Raw genomic sequence first — 18,126 nt, 5'->3', positions numbered from 1 at the left:
TGTGAAACATCCTCGCATCCCTGGATGCGGCGGTGTGGGCAGGGAGGCTTCGATCCCGCGACTTGAGGACGGCTGTAGGGGCGGATGGGCTGCTGAAGATCTGCAACGGCGGGGCATCAGCTATCTCGACAATTACAAGGACGTAGCATGAAAAGATTGCGCAAGATCCAGTGCAGCGTCGTCGCGACCGCGCTCGCGCTCGCCTTGGCGGTTGGCGGTGTACTCACGGGGCCGCAAGCCCACGCAGCTCAAACCGGAGGCACGGCGCCGTACCTGAACCAGTGGGTGGTCTCCGGTCCCTACACCAATCCGGTGGTCGAGCAGTCTCCCGTACCCGTTGTCCCCTCCATCGGCACGTCTCTTGCGGACCCGCGAAGCAACGAGACGTCAACTTGGCAGTACTTCGACGATCGCATCTTCAATCGGAACTACGACGACTACAACGATCTGATGGGCTACTTCGACGTCAAGCAGGGCCAAGCCACAACCAACAAGTGGGTTGTGGCCGCAAGCTACGTCTACAGCCCGACCACGCAAGACGTTCGATGGCAGGTTGGCGGCTCGGGTGTGTACCGGCTGTTCGCAAACGACGCTCAGGTTGGTCAGCAAGGCAGCGTCGTGAACAGGGTCGACAAGAACGGCACGAAGTATCCCATTCAGCTGAAGCAGGGCTGGAACAAGCTTCTGATCGAGATTCAGCACAAGAACACCAGCAAGAACAAGAACTTCCTCGGCTTCTACACGAGACTGTGCGACGGCAACGGAGACCTCATCCCCGACCTGACGCACTCTGTGGTGGGACCGAGTGTGTCCAAAAATCAGCTCTCTGTTGTCACGACGGGCCTCAGTGTTGATCGGGATGCGTTCGAGGAACGCAACGCGAATGTGCCGGCGAACGACTATCCGTCCAACAGCTTGCCGTACGCCTACGACGAGAACCCGTACGTCGGAATGGTCGCAACGATCGACGGCAAACGAAACACGTCGAGTATCGCCCCGCAGGCTGCTCCGTTCACCTTCCAGGCCGCCGGTGGAGCTCCTGGGTACTCGTGGACCGTCGCCGATGGCCAACTGCCGCCCGGGCTCACACTGGCAGCCGACGGTCACATCGACGGCACGGTCTCGAACGGTGCGCAAGGCAAGACACAGAAGGATTACACCTTCACCGTGAAGGTGACCGACGCTCAGGGCGCCTCCGCGACGAAGCAGCACACCATCACGGTCAAGAGGAACCCGGTCGATTGGTTCATCAACGGGAAGATGGCAGCCCTGTCACACACCACAGGGACCATGCCGAACCTGTACGACCCGAACTACAACTACGATGAATGGGCCCAGAAGGCCAAAGAGATGGGCATGACCATGCTTTCGACAGAAAGCATCCAGAACACCATCTACTACTGGCCGTCGCCGAATGCGAACCTGACACCGAGCGACAGCAACAAGCTGTACAAGTACAACGCGCTGTACAAGGCCGATGACGGCACCTGGCGCGTGAAGGACCGCGTAAAGCAGGCCAAGGAGGCTGCCGAGCGTTACGGTTTGAGGTTCGGTGTCTACCTCTCATCGCTGTACGAGGGATCCGAGATTCTTGAAAGCGACATCCAGGGCCTGGTAGCGCGATACAACCCGTCGTACGTGTTCGCCGATGGTGGCCCCGAGTCCTATTCCAACATCGACGTCGCCTGGAGCTCGGCCCGAAACTACAACGACCGGGTACTCATCGACGCGAACCCGAATGCGCAAACCGGCGATCAGGACATCACGCTGCACGAGCGGCCGTTCTGGAACAGCGAACCGTACACGGACGGCGGCTGGCGTACCGGAATCCTGCCGCAGGGCAGGAAGGTCGCCCATGAGGAATGGAATGACCCCTACACCACGGCCCTGGACGTCTGGACCCAATACGCCAAGGGCAATGAGCGGGACAACTGGGCCGAAGCAACAAAGGAGCTGATCAACCAGTACGGCCACGGCTACGTCATGAACTATGACTCCTCGGTCACCGTGACCCGCGGCATGGACAACCTGAGCAGCAACCTGGACAACACCAACATCTTCTCGATGGTGCCGATCTCCTCACAGCAACTGTCGGACATGCGCGCGTCGATCGTGAAGTGGATGGACAACAGCGCCGGGCCTGATCTGCGCGAGTCCATGTACGGCACCACGCCGTACACCATGGACTACACGCTCAAACCAGGCTGGTACACCGATCCGCAGAAGGCTATCGCTCACGGTCAGGGGCCCGAGTGGGGCTACGCCATGGCTCGCGACCAGTACGCCTACATGCACATGATCAAGAACCAGATCTCCGGCGTGGCGAAGTCGGGCTTCAGGGGCCAGGATCAGATGAGCCGGATCGGTCCGTTCGACTACAAGGTCGACGCCGTGGAGTGGCTCAACAAGGGGATCGCGCTGCCGTTCACCATGGAGCGGGACGGCGAGAAGTACTACATCAACATAGACACGTCCCAGGTGACCGCGGATCCTGTTGACACGATCATCAAGATCAGGACGACGAGCCCGGTCAGGGACTACAGGATGACGAGCGTCAAGCTGTTCAGCAGCCAGACCTCGACAAAGGCCCTGCAGCTCAGGGCCGAGAGCTACATGAACGACTACACCAACGTCTTCGCGCCGGCGAAGCTCAAGTTCACCAGCGACAACGAGCAGGTCGCAAAGGTGGGCGGCTCCGGCCGGGTCAAGGCTGTCGGCGACGGGACCGCGACCATCACGGTGACCGCAACCTACGACGACGGTGTGAACGATCCCCAGGTCGAGACCGACACGTATCCGGTCAAGGTTCACAACGGCGCGATCTCGGTGGCACTCTCGCTTGTCGGCGTGAACATGTTCACGAAGGGATCGTCGTTCTGGGGTCAGTTCTCGACGAACAAGGACGTCCCCGTGACCTTCAAGGCCTTCACCCGTAAGGGCGGCACGGTCGACATCCTCAATCCTTCCAAGATCAAGTACCACTACGCAACCGTCGACGGCAAGCGCGACAACGCGGCCGGCAAGATCGCGGTCACCGAGGTGCCGGCCGACGAATCGCCGTTTGTCGTCGAAGGCAACACCATGAAGTTCACCGGCAAGGTCGCCAAGCCGACGATGTACAGCTACTGGGCCGACATCACGGTGGATGGGAAGACCTACACCTCAACCCGTAACTACGTCACTCTCCTCCCCGATTTCAACGTCACGCAGGGGATCGCACCGGAGGTGTCTACCGACAGCGAGCACGCGAGCACGTTGTCCGACGGCACTATCAATGATGCGCCGGGAGGCAATTTCGAAAAGTGGGTCGCGCCGGCCGGCGATGAATCACCGAGCATTACCTACGACCTGCGGAAGATGCAAGAACTCACTCGCGTCAACGTCTTCTTCAACCATCACATGCCGAATCCCGACAACGTGACCTACTACAACGTGCCGAAGAAGGTGAAGATCGAGTACAGCGAAGATGGTGTCAAGTGGACCACGGGCAACGAAACGTCGGTCCTGTCCGGGGCGGGTTTGCCGACGTCGAGGGACACGCAGGCCGTTCCGAAGAGCGACACGACACTGTATGCCTGGGAACAGGAAGGCCTCTACTACAACTATCCGGTCGATCCGGACCAGTCCAGCGTGCAGGCGCGTTATGTGAGGGTCTCATTCCCCGGCGGTGGCCAGAACGGCAGCCCGATTGACGTGCTCGAAGTCCAGGCCTTCTCGTCGAGAGATCTCACGGCACTCGGCAGCATCAAACTGGATCCGAAAGTCGATGCGGATGGCCGCACCGCCGCGATCGATGTAGCAGGATCCTCCTTCCTCGGTCAGCCTATCGACCTGGGAGATGCAAATCTTGCTTTCGCCAGCGACGATCCGTCCGTGGCCGAAGTTGGGGCCGACGGCGTGGTATCGGCCGCCGGGAAGGGGCGTACCAGAATCAACGTGACCGTCGAGTTGGATGGGTACCGCGCAAGCGATCACTTCTACGTCGACGTGGATGCATCCGGCCAGCTGTCCCTTCCGGCATTCCTCAAAGAAGTGAAGTTGTCGCTCAACAAGAGCGATATCAAGAAGAATGAGCCGATTGTCGGAGCGGTTGAGGGGACCCTGAGCACCGGCGAGAAGGCAAACCTGTCGAAGGCGACGGTCGCCTACAAGTTCAGCGATGACCGTCTGGAGAACGTGCCGGGCAGTAATACCATCGTGCTGAAGGAGCCGATCGCCGGCACATTCCAGGCGACTGCGGAAGCGGTCGTGACGTTGGATGGGGTGGAGGTGCCGTCGAACCGAGAGGCGATCGTTGCGCGCAGCACCAACATTGCCAATCAGGCAAATGTGACGGTCTCCTCGGTCCGAGATCGAAACGGCGTCCCGGACGGCAACAATCAAGACGACCGCTATCTCGGTAAGAAGGCGATCGACGGTTCCAAAGCCACGTCCTGGGCGGCGAAGAAGGCTGACCGGACTCCGTGGATCAAACTCGACTTCCCCACTGCGGTGGAGATTGATCGCATCAATCTGATCGATCGCGGAGGATCTGATGACCGGATCGTGGAAGGAGTCCTGGAATGGGAAGGTGGCAGTAAGCGGGTCACCGATATCCAGTGGGATGGTCAACCGGACAATGTCGTGACGCTTGATGTGCCCGTCAAGACCAGCTGGGTGAAGTTCACCATCGATCCCGATGGCAAGTACGAAAACCCAACCGGTGCGGAGAGTGGTTTGGCCGAGTTTGAGGTGTACGAGGCGCAGAAGGTGACGTCCATCGTCGACTTCAAGACCGTTGCCGTCGATACGAAGGTCGGCGTCGTGCCAACGCTGCCTGCACAGACCGAGGCCGTCTACAGCAACGGCACGACCAGGTCGGTCGATGTGACCTGGGATCCCATCTCGGAGGGCATGGTGGCCAACGAGGGATGCTTCACCGTGGCTGGAGCGGTCGCCGACACGTCGGTCAAGGCGCGAGCGGTCGTCACCGTGATCGACGAGTAGCCGGCTCAGTTGCCGGGGCTGGAGTAGTGCCGGGTCATGCGGCGGAAGAAGGCGTAGCCGAGGGCGAAGATGATCACGCCGGCAACGGGGGACGCCCAGGCCAGCCAGGGCGGCAGCGGGAGTTCGTCAAGCCGGTCCAGCAGGGCAGCGCTCGGTAGGTAGGCGATGAACGCCATCGGGAAAAGGGTCGCCGGGCAGGACGTTGGCGGGTTCGATGGCGACGGCGTAGGCGCGGCGGTACCAGGGGAAGCCGCTGCTCGCGTGGCACTCCTGCCACAGCCAGGCATGCGGCAGGACGGACGCGTCCCACCGCCAGCCTCAAGTCCGGCGACAACACCATCACCATCACCACGACCAGCGGGACCTGGATGGTCTACGACGCCTTCGGCATCCGCCAGCTCCCCTGACCGAACATCAGCACACCCATCGAGATCCAACCGCGCGCGGCTGCCGGCAGGCATCAACGGCCAGTCGGCGGCCGCGCCCGGCCGGACTCATGACGAGCATCCATGCCCGTACTTCTGGCCGGTCCACCGGGCTGGATGAGACAAAGGAGAATCCAAATGGCTCCACGAGGTATTGCGCGCGTTGGCGCGATGATCCTCGCGGTCGCGTCTCTGGTGACGGCGAACGCGTGCAGTCCAGGCAAGGAGAGCAGCGACAGCGCGAGCAGTGGCTCGAGTTCGGTGAGCCTCGACTTCTAGGGTTGGGCGCCGGGCTATGACAAGTCGGTGGCGCTATGGAACAAGACCCACCCGAACATCAAAGTCAACTTCAGCAAGGTTCCGTCCGGTTCCTCCGGTGGCTATACGAAGATGCAGAATGCGGTGAAGGCGGGTAACGCACCGTGTCTTGCGCAGGTGGGCAACGAGTCCTTGCCGACTTTCGTGGTCAGCGGCGCGCTGGAGGACGTCTCCGCGTACGCGAATGCGAGCAAGGATCAGTTCGTCGAGTGGACGTGGAAGCAGTCCAGCTTCGGGAACAAGGTCTTCGGCATCCCGGTGGATACCGGCCCGACGGCATTGTTCTACCGCACCGACCTGTTCGCCAAGTACAAGCTGTCCGTGCCGAGAACATGGAAGGACTTCGCCGCAGCCGCGGAGAAGTTCCATGCCGCAGACCCAGAGAACTTCCTGATCAACGCGCCGGTGGACTCCTATGACATGGCCGGTTACGCCTGGCAGGCAGGCGGACACTGGTTCGGCACGGCGAACGATCGGTGGCAAGTGACGATCGGTGGCAAGTGACGATCGACGGTCCTCAGACGCAGAAGGTCGCGCAGTACTGGCAGGGACTGCTGGACAAGAAACTGCTCAAGACCGGTGCCGCGCCGCTTGACACCGCGTGGTTCAAGGGAGCGCAGGATGGACACATCGCCACGGTGATAACCGCGGTGTGGGCGGCGCCGCTGATCGAGCAGAACCTGCCGAAATTGTCCGGCAAGTGGGCGGTCGCACCCATGCCGCAGTGGAACGCGGGAGAGCAGGCTGCGGGAAACAACGGCGGGTCCACCACGGCGGTGCTCAAGGGCTGCAAGCATCCTAAGGAGGCCGCCGAATTCGCGACCTGGTTCAGCACGAACACGGACAGCCTCACGAATCTGATCAAGAACACCGGTATTTACCCGGCGGCCAAGAGCGGTCTGGGCCTGCCGGCCGTCAACGAGCCGTCTCCCTACTTCGGCGGACAGAACATCTACAAGGTATTCAAGACCGGGGCAGAGAACACCAGCCCGAACTGGGTGTGGGGCCCGACGATGACCCAGATCGAGGCGGACTTCGTCGACGGGATGAAGAACGCCGCACAGGGCAAGGGCTCGATCTCCGATGTAGCCAAGACCGTGCAGACCAAGACGGCCGGCGCGATGAAGAGTCAGGGACTGTCTGTCGGCTAGGCCGAATCAACGGCGTTACCGCCCCGTCGCACGCCGCAGCGGATCAGGACCGCGAACGATCGGGTCACGCTGCGGCGGGCGATCAGGGAAAACACCCAGGCAAGGTTGCGTGAGCGACGCTGGCCGTGAGGAGCGGCGCTCCCTCGCGTTCGGTGCGGACGAGGAACCAAAATGACGATCAACATGGTCGAGCAAGATCTCCCGGTCACGAAGCACAGGGCCAAGGTCCAGCGGTCGTCGGCCGGACGACGGCGCACCCTATCGGCGATTTTCTTCCTGCTGCCGTTCGGGCTGTTGTTCGCGGCGATGATGCTTGCGCCGATCGGCTACGCCGTATACGAGAGCTTTTTGAAGTTGCACCGTTCGGGACTGGGGCTGTCACAACCCACAGAGGTATTTGCCGGCTTGTCGAACTACACGACGGCACTGCACGACAAGAAATTCCTGATGTCGATCCTGCGTGTACTCCTGCTCGGGTTGGTCCAGGTGCCGGTCATGCTCGGGCTCGCGCTGCTGCTGGCGTTGCTGCTCGACTCGCGATCATGCTCATCCTCTACTCCGCGCTGCAGGCGATTCCGGGTGAGCTGACGGAGGCGGCGGAGATGGACGGGTGTTCCGGGTGGCGGCTGGCCTGGCACGTGAAGATCCCGCTGTTGCGGCCGGCACTGATCCTGACGACGGTCTTCTCGATCATCGGTACCGCGCAGTTGTACACCGAGCCGGCGATCCTGCAGCGAGAGGCGGCCGCGGTCACCGCCACCTACACGCCCATCATGGCCGCCCAGTACGCCGCCAACATCAACAACTACAACTTGGCGGCAGCCGAATCCGTCATCTTGGCAGTGCTCACCTTCGTGGCCGGCGAAACCGGCCTGGACGTGATCGTACGCCCCGGCCCATACATCTGCGCGGAATGGGAGTTCGGTGGGCTGCCGGCCCGATTGCTCGCCGACCCGTCGGTACGTCTGCGTTACGGAAATCCGGCCTACCTGCACGCTGTGGATCAGTGGTTCGGCGCGCTGCTGCCGCAACTCGTGCCGCTCCAGGCCACGTCCGGTGGTCCCATCGTGGCCTGGCAGGTGGAGAACGAATTCCCGCGCTGAGCGTCGAGTCGGCCGGCCCGACGACGCGCCGATCGGCGAATCCCCGGTACTGGCGGATCGGCCCACAACGCACCGTCTACGCCCCGGCCCCGCTGTGGCAGGCGGGTGCCAACGAGATCACCATTCTCGAACTGGACAAGCCAGGCAAGGTGGTCGAACTGCGCGGCAGCTCGGATCTCGGCCCATCGGCACATCAGCATGAGCCGACGTCTGGATCTGGAACGACTTCCTCAACCCGCTGATCATCCTGGGCCCGGCCTCCGGGACCACGGTGACCGTCGGAATCTATCGCGCCATCGGCGAACACCAGGCGGACTTCGGCTCGGTCTTCGCCCTCATGTTCCTGGCGACGCTGCCCATCCTCGTGTTCTACCTGGCCTTCCAGAAGCAATTCGTCAAGGGCCTCACCGGTGGAGCGACGAAGGGCTGACCGGCCGACCGGCTCCCGGGCGGGGGTCCGTCGAAACCCCCGCCCCGTTGTGCCGCCTCGCCATCGAGCGCGGTGCGGGCTGCCGTGGGCCGATCCCCAAGTACCCGACCCGGCCGCGGGGATGACCGTTCCACGAGTGCGGCCGAGGTCCCTGAGTGAGAGGCAGACCTGAACTCATGCGCAGCACAGCACTGGGGCGCACCGCCACAGCGGTCGGCGCACTGTCGCTGGGTGCCGCTCCCCTCGGAAACCTGTTCCACGCGATCAGCGACGAGGACGCGGCTGCCACCGTCGAAGCCGCCTGGGCCTGTGGGATCCGCGGCTTCGACACCTCGCCACCAGCCGTGAGCTCCTGGCGGACCTGTCGGAGCACGAACGGAAAGAGGTCTTCGGGGGCACGGCCTCCCGGGTCTACCACCTCTGACACGCTGCAGGCAGGCGACAACAGGGGGCGGGCGCAGTTGCGCCCGCCCCCTGTTGTCGCCTGCGGCGACCACGCGCGAACTCGTCACCAGCCCGGCTGGTCGAACCCGATGCCGGGGGCCGTCGGGGCGTGGACCAGCCCGTCGGCACTCACCGCAGGCTCGCGCAGCACGGGATTGGTGTACACCAGGGACTCGTAGTAGGTGGTGTTGGGTATCGCCATGCACAGATGGGCGTTGACCACTCCGCTGCCGTGCACCTCGGCCCGCAGCTGGTAGCTGTCGGCCAGATGCGCGATGCGCAGTGCCCCGGTGATCCCGCCCTTGTACTGCGCGCTTGTCCTGACCCGGCCCGCCGCGCCGGCCGCGATGAAGTCGCCGACGTTCAGGTGCGCGCCGTCGGAGGTCTCCGCGACCAACAGCGGGACCGCGACCCGCTCGGCCAGCCAGCGGTAGGCGGTCACGCTGAACTCCCGCATCGGCTCCTCGTACCACAGGTAGCCGGCCTCGGACAGCGCGCGACCGATGTAGACCGAGTCGGCGAGGTCGAACCCGGCCGAACCGTCGTACATCAGCGGGACGTCGTCACCGACGTGCGCCCGCAGCTTCTGGCACAGTTCCGCGTCCGCCTTCGGATCCCCCCAGGCGTGCAGCTTGATGCCGACGTAGCCCAACTCCAGGCACTGGTCGGCCACGTCGAGGTACTCCTCCACGCTGCCGAAGGTGACCGTGCTCGCGTAGGCGGGAACGGCCTCGCGGTAGCCGCCGAGCAGTCGGTGGACGGGCAGCCCGGCCGCCTTGCCCGCCAGGTCCCACAACGCCACGTCGACCAGGCCGAGAGCATAGATCGGAAGCTCCTCGATGCGGTCCAGCTCCCACAACCGGTGCCACAGCAGCTCGCGCATCAGCGGGTCGCGACCGGTGAGGTCCGCACAGATACGACGGTCCACCAGGTCGGAGACGATCAGCCCGCGCCGCGTGTGCGCCTCGCCCACGAGGCCCTCGTCGGTGTGGACGCGCAGGACTCCGCCCACCACCGCCGGCTCCGAGCCCGGCAGTCCGGCCCGCCACCGGAAGGGTGGCTGAGCCGGCAGGTCGACCAATTCCAGAGTCACATCGGTGATTCGCATGGATGTCCTTCACGGCTGGAGGTCCGGGGTTCCGGAGTGGGTGTCGTTGCCGGGTCGGAGTTCGGCCCGGACGCTCGTACCCGGGCGCGGAGATCTGCTCAGACGCCGGATATCGCATTCCGGCCTCGGTGCGGCGCCCAGTCATATATTTCTGATACATGATACGATCTGTGCTCAGTGAATCACAACCAAACTCTTGACGCCAGGATCCGGTAACCCCAGACTCTTCCCTGTCCCAGTTGGGCTGTTCCGTCTTGGCACCGGTGCGGGAGTGGCTCCTGGGCGAATCGCGTCAAATCCCCCTGTACCTGCGACGAACCTCCAGGAAAGTCGCACGGCTCAGCCTTGCGGATTTGACATGTATCAGATCTAACTGGGCATGCTCGGCGCCGCTGTGGGCCAGGGCGATGCCGCCCTGTCGAGCCTCGAAGGCGACGTGGAGGAGGCGGTGGACCACCGCCGTGCTGTAAGGCCGGTTGCTGGTTCCTGTCCAGGGCCCCCTTAGCTTGAACTTTAAGGCTGCTGCTCGGCTCAGCTGGGCATGGGCGTGTCCGTTTTTCGCCATTTCTTGCCGACTGGGTGGCAGGGTGCGGGTGTGGAGGTGCGGCCCTTGGGGCGGCCGGCCGGGGGTGAGCTGATCCGGCGTCAGGGGCTTTTCCCAGGGGCGCCGCAGGTCCTCGGACAGGGGGCGGGCGAGACGGAGTTGCGCGTAGGCGGCGAGGATCAGCTACACCCACGGCTCCGTGTCGGGGCGGGCGCCGGGGATGGGTTCCGCGGCGCTTGCCGGCTGGGGCGCGCATCACCCGGACGGCGCGGATGCGTCCCAGTAGCCGCCGCCCCGGCTCCTCGCGCAGCAGTCAGGTCAGACGAACCAGGTCGTAGCCGGAGTCCAGGACGAACAGCGCCGGCAAGTCGCCCGGGCGCCACTGCCCGGACCGCTCCAGGCGGGCGACATGGTCGCGGATCTGGGCGGCGGTGACCTCGGTGGGATCGTCCTCGGGCCCCAATCGCACCGCGTCCAGCGGCCCGGTCCACGAGGAGCGGCCGCCGCCGAGGGCCGCCGCGACCTCTGACGCACCCCATCGCAGCGGCACGGACGGTGGCAGTGCAGCCGCTGGGGCGAACACTCGGTATCCGGACGCGGCCACGCGGTGACGCCCAGGACGATGGACAGCTGCCCGTCCGTCATGCGCGGCAGTACGAGCCCCGCCAGGGCCATCCGAAGCTGGGATACATGGAGACATCCCATCTGCGTTACGACATATCGGATCCGCGAGGCTGAACTGTGCTGGCTTTCCTGGATGTCATGCGCTGTTGCGGGGGTTCCAGAGGTGGTTATCTGGGACTGGCGCCGTGGCCGGACGGGGGCGGGGTGGCCTAGCCGTGGGTAGGTGGGGCGACGCAGTCGAGAGGGGGAGGGTCTTGGGGTTACCGAATCCTGGCGGTCAAGGGTTTGATTGTGATTCGCTGATTGCGGGTCACATGATGTATCAGAAACATATCGTCGAGGCCGCGGTCTGCGGACCAGCAGCCTCAAGAGGGAAGCAAGGGAGAGTCGTTGACCCACTCAGAGAAGATCTCCGCGCCCGCTCCTGTGTCGACGGGCACGGTGCGTGGTTACCGCCCCGGGTACGAGGTCGCAGCCGAACGGATCCTCGAGTACGTTGTCCGGGCGGGACTTCAGCCCGGCGACCGGCTGCCCACAGAGAAGGACCTGGCCGACGAGGTGCAGATGAGTCGGACTGTGGTGCGGGAGGCGGTGAAGATCCTCTCCGCCCTGGGGCGGGTTTCCGTGCAAAAGGGCCGCGGCATCTACGTGGCCGAGCCCGAGCAGTCCTCCTGGCAGCAGTCGTTCGCCAACTTCCTGCCCGCGGACCTACGGCAGGTGGACGAACTCTTCGAGTTCCGCCGCCACCTGGAGACCACCACCGCGAACCTGGCCGCGCAGCGAGCCACCCCCGCGCAGGTCAAGGCGGTACGCGAAGCCGCACAGCAGTCCGCCCATGCGGCACAGCAGGGCGACATCGATGCCTTCACCCTTGCCGACGAGGCCTTCCACACCGGCATCGCGGCCGCTGCCGCCAACATGTTCTTCGCCTCCACCGTCGAAGCGATGCGACGTCTGCAGCGCCAGGTCACCACCATAGGACTGGCTGGCATCGCAGGCGGATCCCTGCACGTGGCCGCCGAACAGCACGAGGTCATCGCCGAAGCCATCGCCGCCGGAGAAACTGGCCGCGCCGAAGCGCTGATGGCCGAACACATCGACATGACCGCCCAGCAATTCCAGCAGGAGATCTGGCGCCGCGTCGTACCGGGCGACGACACCCCTGGGCGGTGAGGAACTTCGCCCAGGAGCGGCTGGCCCGCTGGGGTGCCGGATCGACCCCGGCCCGCTGCAAGATCTCCCAGACGGTGGAGGCGGCGGCCTTCCAGCCCAGGTTGAGCAGTTCGCCGTGGATCCGGCGATACCCCCATCCGTCGTTCTCGCGAGCCAGGCGCAGCACCCGGGCGCGCAGTGCCTCGGGCTTGGCCGGGCGGCCCGGGCCTCGGTGCGGATAGGTCCACTTCTTCGCGACCAGCCTCGCGTGCCAGCGCAGCACGGTACGTGGGGTGACCAGCAGCTTCGGCGCCGAACGGCGACGCTTGCTTAGCAGCTGGAGCAGGGCTGCGAGCACCATCGCGCCGTCGCGGTCTCCACGTGACGGCGGAACTCACATCTTCCGGGCTGTTCGCGGACTCAGGTCTCACTCGCCCTCCCCGCCTCCCCGTTGCCGATGTTTCTGCTCTATCCGCCATCGCAGGGGGCAGTTGATCACAGCTAGGGTCTTGACGCGAGAGGCGAGGCGCACCCAGACTCGTCTCACTGCGGGTGGCCTCAGGCCACATCACCGGGCAGCTTTCACCAGGATTCGACCCCGACTTGGTGCAGGCGCCACGAGCGTCCAGACCGCGTACACGGTCGGCTGCGCGTTCACACCCCAGTGAGTACTTCAGATACATCTGGAACGTTCTCTGCGCAAAAGGCACTTGCCATGTGCGCTCGACCTGTCAGACGTTCGCGCTCCGGGCTGGGATCCTCGACACGCTGGGGGCCCTTCTCGCGATCCCCTGCCTCCGCATGACATCCGGGGAATCGCCTTCGCTGACAGTAAGAGCTGGACACTCATGGTAGCCAGGGCCAAGCGGGCCGGCCAGGAAGAGCCCGCCCAGAACGAAAGGACTCCGGCATGAACGACCTCAGGCTCGGCGGGATCGGCTTGGGCGTGCGCAGCGACCTCGTCGATCTCGCCCACCGGTTGGGATCGGGGTCTCGACCGGTCGCCTGCTGCGACAGAGACCCGGTACACCTGGACAAGGCCCGCGACCGCTTCGGTCCCGGTGTCCTTGCCGTGACGGACCATCGCGATCCCCTGCGGTCGGGCCTCGACGGCGTCTTCATCCTCACTCCGGACCACACCCACGAGGCGATCGGCCTGGATTTCCTGCGGGCCGGGGTCCCGGTGTTCCTGGATAAGACGCTCGCCCTTCAAGGACTGGCACGCCGACCGGCGGAACAGCACCGGCCTCCTGCTGCAGAAAGGAGCACATGACATCGATGTCATACATTGACTCGCCGGCGGACACTCCCGCCGTGTGAACGCCATGGGAGGACTGGTGGTGTACGGGGGGCGCTCACCTCCCGCCGGGAGCGCACTGGGGAACGCATGACGGACTGGCTCGCCCCGGACGAGAACTGGCCGCCGCTCAGCATGCGCGACCTCAACCCGGTCGTCGACGTCGAGGACCTGAGCATGATGCAGATGCAACTGGACAACGGCGTGTTCGCCAGTTACGAGCAATGCCACTTCACCCCGGACTACTGGCGCAACTGCACCGTCATCGGAACCGAGGGGCGGCTGGAGAACTTCGGCGACTCCGAAGGGGCGGTCGTCAAGGTGTGGAACCGCCGCTCGGACTACCGGGCGGACGCCGACATCACCGTGGCCGTCCAGACGCCGCCCGGCACGCACGGCGGAGCGGATCCCGTGCTGGCCCAGGAGTTCTTGCGGTTCATCGCCGAAGGCGGGACCACCGTCACCTCGCCCGCCGCCCGTGAGGCGGTCGCCGCGGGATACGCCGCCACCGTCTCCCTGCGCAGCGGAGGGCAGTTGGTCGAGGTGCCGCCGCCCGACCCCGCGACCGCCGCGTACTTCGACGGCGGCCAGGCCAGGCCCCCGGGTCACATCCAGCACTTCGCAGACGATCCGGTACGAGGTCACCGCTGGTGCTCTGCCGGCGGGGCTGGTGCTGAACAACGACACCGGTGGCATCACCGGTGTTCCGAGCGAGGAGGGTGCCAGCAGGTTCACCATCACCGCCCGCAACGGTGGGAGCGTTCCGGACGCGTCGATCACCTACGAGCTGACGGTCACTCCCGCAATCCCGTAATAGCGAAGCATCGAATAGTCACTGATGGAAAGGATTCTCGACAGTGAGCAAACGATATAAAATCGCATCTCTCCTAAGTATAGGAGTGATGATCCTCGCTTCAATCCTGCTTGGTGTACCCGCAGCGAAGCAGGCATACGCGCAGCAGGCGGCGGGGAACGCTCCGTTCATCAACTCGTGGTTGGTGTCGGGCCCGTTTGATTCGCCGGTGGCCGACAAGCTGTATGAATGCGAAGCCGGGACGTTGCCGGCCGACGGGAAGACGAAGATCACCCCGAAGACCGGTGAGTCGTTGAGCTTTGGCGGCGAAGGCAGAAAGTGGGAGTACTTCGACGACCGTATCTACAACCGGAACTACGACGACTACCAGGACCTCTACGGGTACTACGCCGTCAAGAAGGGTGTCGATACGAGGAACAAGTACGTGTACGCACACACGTACGTCTACAGTCCGGTCGAGCAGCAGACATATTTCAATGTCGGGGCGAGCGGTTCGTACCGGCTGTATGTGAACGACACGTGTCTCACGGGCCCGAGCACTCCGGTGGAGGTGCAGAAGGATCTGACGAAGCAGGCTGTCCAGCTGCACGCAGGCTGGAACAAGCTGATGATTCAGATCAAGCACACCTACACGGAGGACCTGAATGCAAACGGTGTGCCGATCGCCAAGGACCAGAACGTTGCCTATCTCGGGTTCTACGGCCGGGTGGCGGATCAGGCCGGCAACAAGATCAATGGTCTGGTAAATTCCGTGATAGGGGCGTCGGGAAACCTGCAGATCGTGTCGCAAGGACTCTCGACTGACGATGCGATCGACACTCCGCTCCCGAAGAGCAACATGCCGATCGGCTACAAGGAATGGCCGTACGTCTGGAACAAGTCGGCGCGCGGCAACAAGTACGGCGTCGCCGCTTCGGCTTTCCAGCTCATGGCTGCCGGTGGCGCGCCGGGGTATACGTGGAAGATCGTCGACGGGAAGTTGCCTGATGGTCTGGAGCTGAACCCTGACGGATCCATCGCGGACGGATTGGTCGACGGGAAAGTCAATCTGAACAGCACCAAGGGCATCATCAGCGTCAACACCAAACCAGGCGACTATCACTTCGCCGTCCAGGTGGCTGACGGGGAAGGGCACACTGCTTCAAAAGCCTTCACCATCACGGTGAAGGATCGTCCCAACAAGTGGTTCGAAGAAGGCAGGGTCGGCGCACTGACCCATAGCACCCCAACTTACAACTACTACGTGGATCCAAACTACTCCGCTGATCGATGGGCAGCGAGAGCGAAGCGTCAAGGGCACTCGCTGGTGTCGATCGAAGCGCTACAACAGAACTATAACTGGCCGTCCAAATTCGCAGATCCGAAGCATATCAGGGCGGAATACGTTCCAAAAGATGAGAACGGCAAAGTAGTAGATGGATTGAAACCGTACGAACAAGCAGTAAAACGTCACGGCATGAATTTCGGCTTGTATTACGCCACCGAGGGCGGCGGTTTGCAGCATTACTCCACCGATGTGTTCATGCAGAATGTGGAGGATCTCATTCACCGTTATGCTCCGGAATACCTGTACTTCGACGGCCCACAGGCAATGCCCAATGCCAATTATGACGTGATGTACAGCGTGATACGCGATCACAGCGATGAGATCATCGTGAACTCAAACGCCTGGGGGGCAGAGTACGGCGATCCGGATTTGAGGACCGGTGAGGCGTCGGGCATCTATTCCAATACGGGGGGAAATCATCTTCTGAAGCGGACGCCCATGGAACCGTGGAAGATGATCCACACCAAGAACATGATGTCGCCGTACTACGGTAAGCGCGACGACTTCAGGCAAGTCTCGAAAGAGATGCTGAGTAATGCCGGTCGGGGCTATGTCGACAACAACGATCAATCGGTTATCGACAGCCGGGGACCGAATTGGGACTCTCCCCAAGATATCGCCACGAGGTACCCGAAGGCTGTCCAGGAGTTCATCGATGTAAGAGAAAACCTCGCCAACTGGTTCGGGCCAGAGCGCGGGCCGGAGAGGCATGAGTCCACGACGGGCACGACGCCGTACTTTCTGGCGGGCTACGGCTACGAAGACGATGGACGAGGTAATTATGAGAAGTTCGCTCTCCCCAACAGCACGACTGGTCCGCAATGGGGATACGCGACCGCCAGGGACAACAACATCTATCTTCACATCATGAAGGGACCGGACGGCAAGAAGGGCTTCGACGCGATTACCGACAAGTCCTTGACCATTCGTCCGATCAACGATCGGGTGACGTCGGTGAGATGGTTGAACAGCGACATCCCGGTCACGTCGTTCAGCCAGCAGGGCGACAGCCTGACCATCAACCTGGCCGATGTGCAGGAAGATCCGATCGACACGGTCATCAAGATCGTGACCGACAGTCCTGACCGCAAGTACAAGCTGACCAACGTCGACGTGACCGGTGAGCAGCTGGCGCCGAAGGTATTGAAGGTCAAGGCCGAGGGCTACATGACGTATCCCGCGCTGAAGGCCAAGCTTTCGGACGTGACCTACAGCAGCGCGAATTCTGAGGTAGCGGCAGTTGATCCCGGTGGAATCGTGCATCCGGTGTCGGACGGCACGACGAGCATCACGGTACGAGGCACTTATGAGGACGTGACCAAACAAGGCGCGTTGAAGGTGACGGTCAAGGACGGCCTCGTCTATGCCGCCGACATGATCAGCGCATCGTTGCTGGTGGAAGGGAAAGAGACCTACGGTGAGTTCGGCCTGAACGATGGGCTCAAGTACGAGATAGAAGGCAGGTCGGCCACCGGCGGGCCCATCGGCTTGGACGCGGCACAGATCAGATGGCATGGCGGAATCGTCGATCTGGCCGGCGGTGACAAATACAAGCCGGTCGCCATAAGGGAAGTAGGCACGTTCGCGTTCAAGAAGAACAAGATCATCACCCCGCAGGTCGAGGCGCCCACGAGGGGAGTCGTCTGGGCAGACGTGACACTGGACGGTAAAACCTTCACGACAAACAGGGTCTTCCTGGACCTGCTGCAGTACCGGAACCTTGCGAAGGGCGCCGAAATCACTGCCAGCCAGCAGCACGATGCGGTGTCGAACCTCACCGACGGCAAGCTCATCGAGGCCGACCACTTCGATCAGTCGAAGTGGTCGGTGCCAGGAGACGAGCAGGCTTGGATTCAATTCAAGCTTCCGGCGAAGTCCGAGATCTCGAACATCGACATCAACTTCAACACGCTGGATCAGCGGTACATCAACACGCCCAAGACCATGAAGATCCAAACCAGTGTCGACGGCGTGACCTGGAATGATGCCGGCACCGTCAACGGCCCCACGGGCACCGCCTATTTCGGGTTCTACAACCAGTATCCCCTTAGCGCACAAGCCCAGTACGTGAAGCTGGTGTTCGACGGCGGCTCGAACGGGTCAATGACCGACCTGCTCGAGGTAGCCGTCAACGGAGGATAGGTGACACGGTGACCGGTCAGCGTCGTGGTCTTCATCGGTGACGACGCTGGCCGGTTGCCAACGAAGGAGAAGCAGAGCCGGCGCCAGCGCCTCGCCGAGTCCCGCGTCGTACGCTCGGCAGAAGGCCCAGAACATCCGCCCGTTGGCCGCGCCGGATGCATCTCCCCGCTACGGATCTGGAACGGATGTCCGTCGAGGAGGAACTGACTTCCGTCGGCAGTGAATCCGTAAGAGTGACCGTTGCCCGTCGGCGACGCCGCA

The 18,126-nt window shown here is 63.2% G+C and carries 10 protein-coding genes and 4 pseudogenes; 11 read left to right on the top strand and 3 right to left on the bottom strand.

From position 1 onward, the window contains the following. The first annotated feature begins 156 nt into the window (after positions 1 to 156). Entirely contained in the window at positions 157 to 4,986 is a 4,830-nt protein-coding gene (locus OH809_RS07325; protein ID WP_406423156.1) for a discoidin domain-containing protein, read from the top strand. A gap of 5 nt (positions 4,987 to 4,991) precedes the next feature. Here OH809_RS07325 and OH809_RS07320 read toward each other — a convergent pair whose 3' ends face one another. Next, the gene (locus tag OH809_RS07320; protein WP_406423157.1) at positions 4,992 to 5,162 is read right to left on the bottom strand and encodes a hypothetical protein; all 171 of its coding nucleotides are present in this window, start codon (positions 5,160 to 5,162) and stop codon (positions 4,992 to 4,994) included. Positions 5,163 to 5,717: 555 nt separating this feature from the next. On the opposite strand from OH809_RS07320, the gene OH809_RS07315 reads away from it, so the two are divergent. The 6 genes and pseudogenes from OH809_RS07315 to OH809_RS07290 all read left to right on the top strand — a co-directional run. Further along, on the top strand, positions 5,718 to 6,233 hold the full coding sequence (locus OH809_RS07315) for an ABC transporter substrate-binding protein (RefSeq protein ID WP_406423158.1): 516 nt from the start codon (positions 5,718 to 5,720) through the stop codon (positions 6,231 to 6,233). Then, positions 6,230 to 6,880, top strand: a complete 651-nt coding sequence (locus tag OH809_RS07310) for an extracellular solute-binding protein (RefSeq protein ID WP_406423159.1) — start codon at positions 6,230 to 6,232, stop codon at positions 6,878 to 6,880. The genes OH809_RS07315 and OH809_RS07310 overlap by 4 nt, the downstream gene beginning before the upstream one ends. A gap of 171 nt (positions 6,881 to 7,051) precedes the next feature. After that, on the top strand, positions 7,052 to 7,468 hold the full coding sequence (locus tag OH809_RS07305; RefSeq protein ID WP_406423160.1) for a hypothetical protein: 417 nt from the start codon (positions 7,052 to 7,054) through the stop codon (positions 7,466 to 7,468). After that, positions 7,423 to 7,680, top strand: a pseudogene (locus tag OH809_RS07300) (carbohydrate ABC transporter permease); the annotation flags it as partial. The gene OH809_RS07305 and the pseudogene OH809_RS07300, both read left to right, overlap by 46 nt. A 57-nt stretch (positions 7,681 to 7,737) precedes the next feature. After that, positions 7,738 to 7,974, top strand: a pseudogene (locus OH809_RS07295) (beta-galactosidase); the annotation flags it as partial. Between the two features lie 217 nt (positions 7,975 to 8,191). Then, positions 8,192 to 8,413, top strand: a pseudogene (locus tag OH809_RS07290) (carbohydrate ABC transporter permease); the annotation flags it as partial. Positions 8,414 to 8,921: 508 nt separating this feature from the next. On the opposite strand, the gene OH809_RS07285 reads toward OH809_RS07290, so the two are convergent. Both OH809_RS07285 and OH809_RS07280 read right to left on the bottom strand, forming a co-directional pair. Then, positions 8,922 to 9,965 (bottom strand): enolase C-terminal domain-like protein, encoded by a 1,044-nt coding sequence (locus tag OH809_RS07285; RefSeq protein ID WP_406423161.1) that lies wholly within the window; start codon positions 9,963 to 9,965, stop codon positions 8,922 to 8,924. Between the two features lie 857 nt (positions 9,966 to 10,822). After that, the gene (locus OH809_RS07280) at positions 10,823 to 11,092 is read right to left on the bottom strand and encodes a transposase (RefSeq protein ID WP_406514927.1); all 270 of its coding nucleotides are present in this window, start codon (positions 11,090 to 11,092) and stop codon (positions 10,823 to 10,825) included. A 431-nt stretch (positions 11,093 to 11,523) separates the two neighbouring features. Here OH809_RS07280 and OH809_RS07275 point away from each other — a divergent pair, with 431 nt between their 5' ends. From OH809_RS07275 to OH809_RS07260, 4 genes and pseudogenes are all read left to right on the top strand, one after another. After that, positions 11,524 to 12,306: a FadR/GntR family transcriptional regulator gene (locus OH809_RS07275; protein WP_406423163.1), complete on the top strand. Its 783-nt coding sequence runs from the start codon at positions 11,524 to 11,526 to the stop codon at positions 12,304 to 12,306. An 889-nt stretch (positions 12,307 to 13,195) separates the two neighbouring features. Next, a pseudogene (locus OH809_RS07270) lies at positions 13,196 to 14,179 on the top strand (Gfo/Idh/MocA family protein); the annotation flags it as partial. Beyond that, complete coding sequence (locus OH809_RS07265) at positions 14,061 to 14,396, top strand: Ig domain-containing protein (RefSeq protein WP_406425325.1); 336 nt, start codon at positions 14,061 to 14,063, stop codon at positions 14,394 to 14,396. The pseudogene OH809_RS07270 and the gene OH809_RS07265, both read left to right, overlap by 119 nt. A gap of 88 nt (positions 14,397 to 14,484) precedes the next feature. After that, a complete protein-coding gene (locus OH809_RS07260; protein WP_406423164.1) occupies positions 14,485 to 17,865 on the top strand; it encodes a discoidin domain-containing protein in 3,381 nt (1,126 codons plus the stop codon). Positions 17,866 to 18,126: the final 261 nt, after the last annotated feature.

It is taken from the genome of Streptomyces sp. NBC_00873 (genome assembly GCF_045207415.1).
GTDB lineage: Bacteria > Actinomycetota > Actinomycetes > Streptomycetales > Streptomycetaceae > Streptomyces.
Note: the sequence above shows the minus strand (reverse complement) of the source record. Positions and strands in the feature narration are given on the sequence as shown.

Bases quoted from the DNA above. Each gene is read 5' to 3' on its own strand.
- OH809_RS07320 (WP_406423157.1), bottom strand. From the start codon at position 5,162: ATGGCGTTCATCGCCTACCTACCGAGCGCTGCCCTGCTGGACCGGCTT.
- OH809_RS07305 (WP_406423160.1), top strand. From the start codon at position 7,052: ATGACGATCAACATGGTCGAGCAAGATCTCCCGGTCACGAAGCACAGG.
- OH809_RS07285 (WP_406423161.1), bottom strand. From the start codon at position 9,965: ATGCGAATCACCGATGTGACTCTGGAATTGGTCGACCTGCCGGCTCAG.
- OH809_RS07260 (WP_406423164.1), top strand. From the start codon at position 14,485: ATGATCCTCGCTTCAATCCTGCTTGGTGTACCCGCAGCGAAGCAGGCA.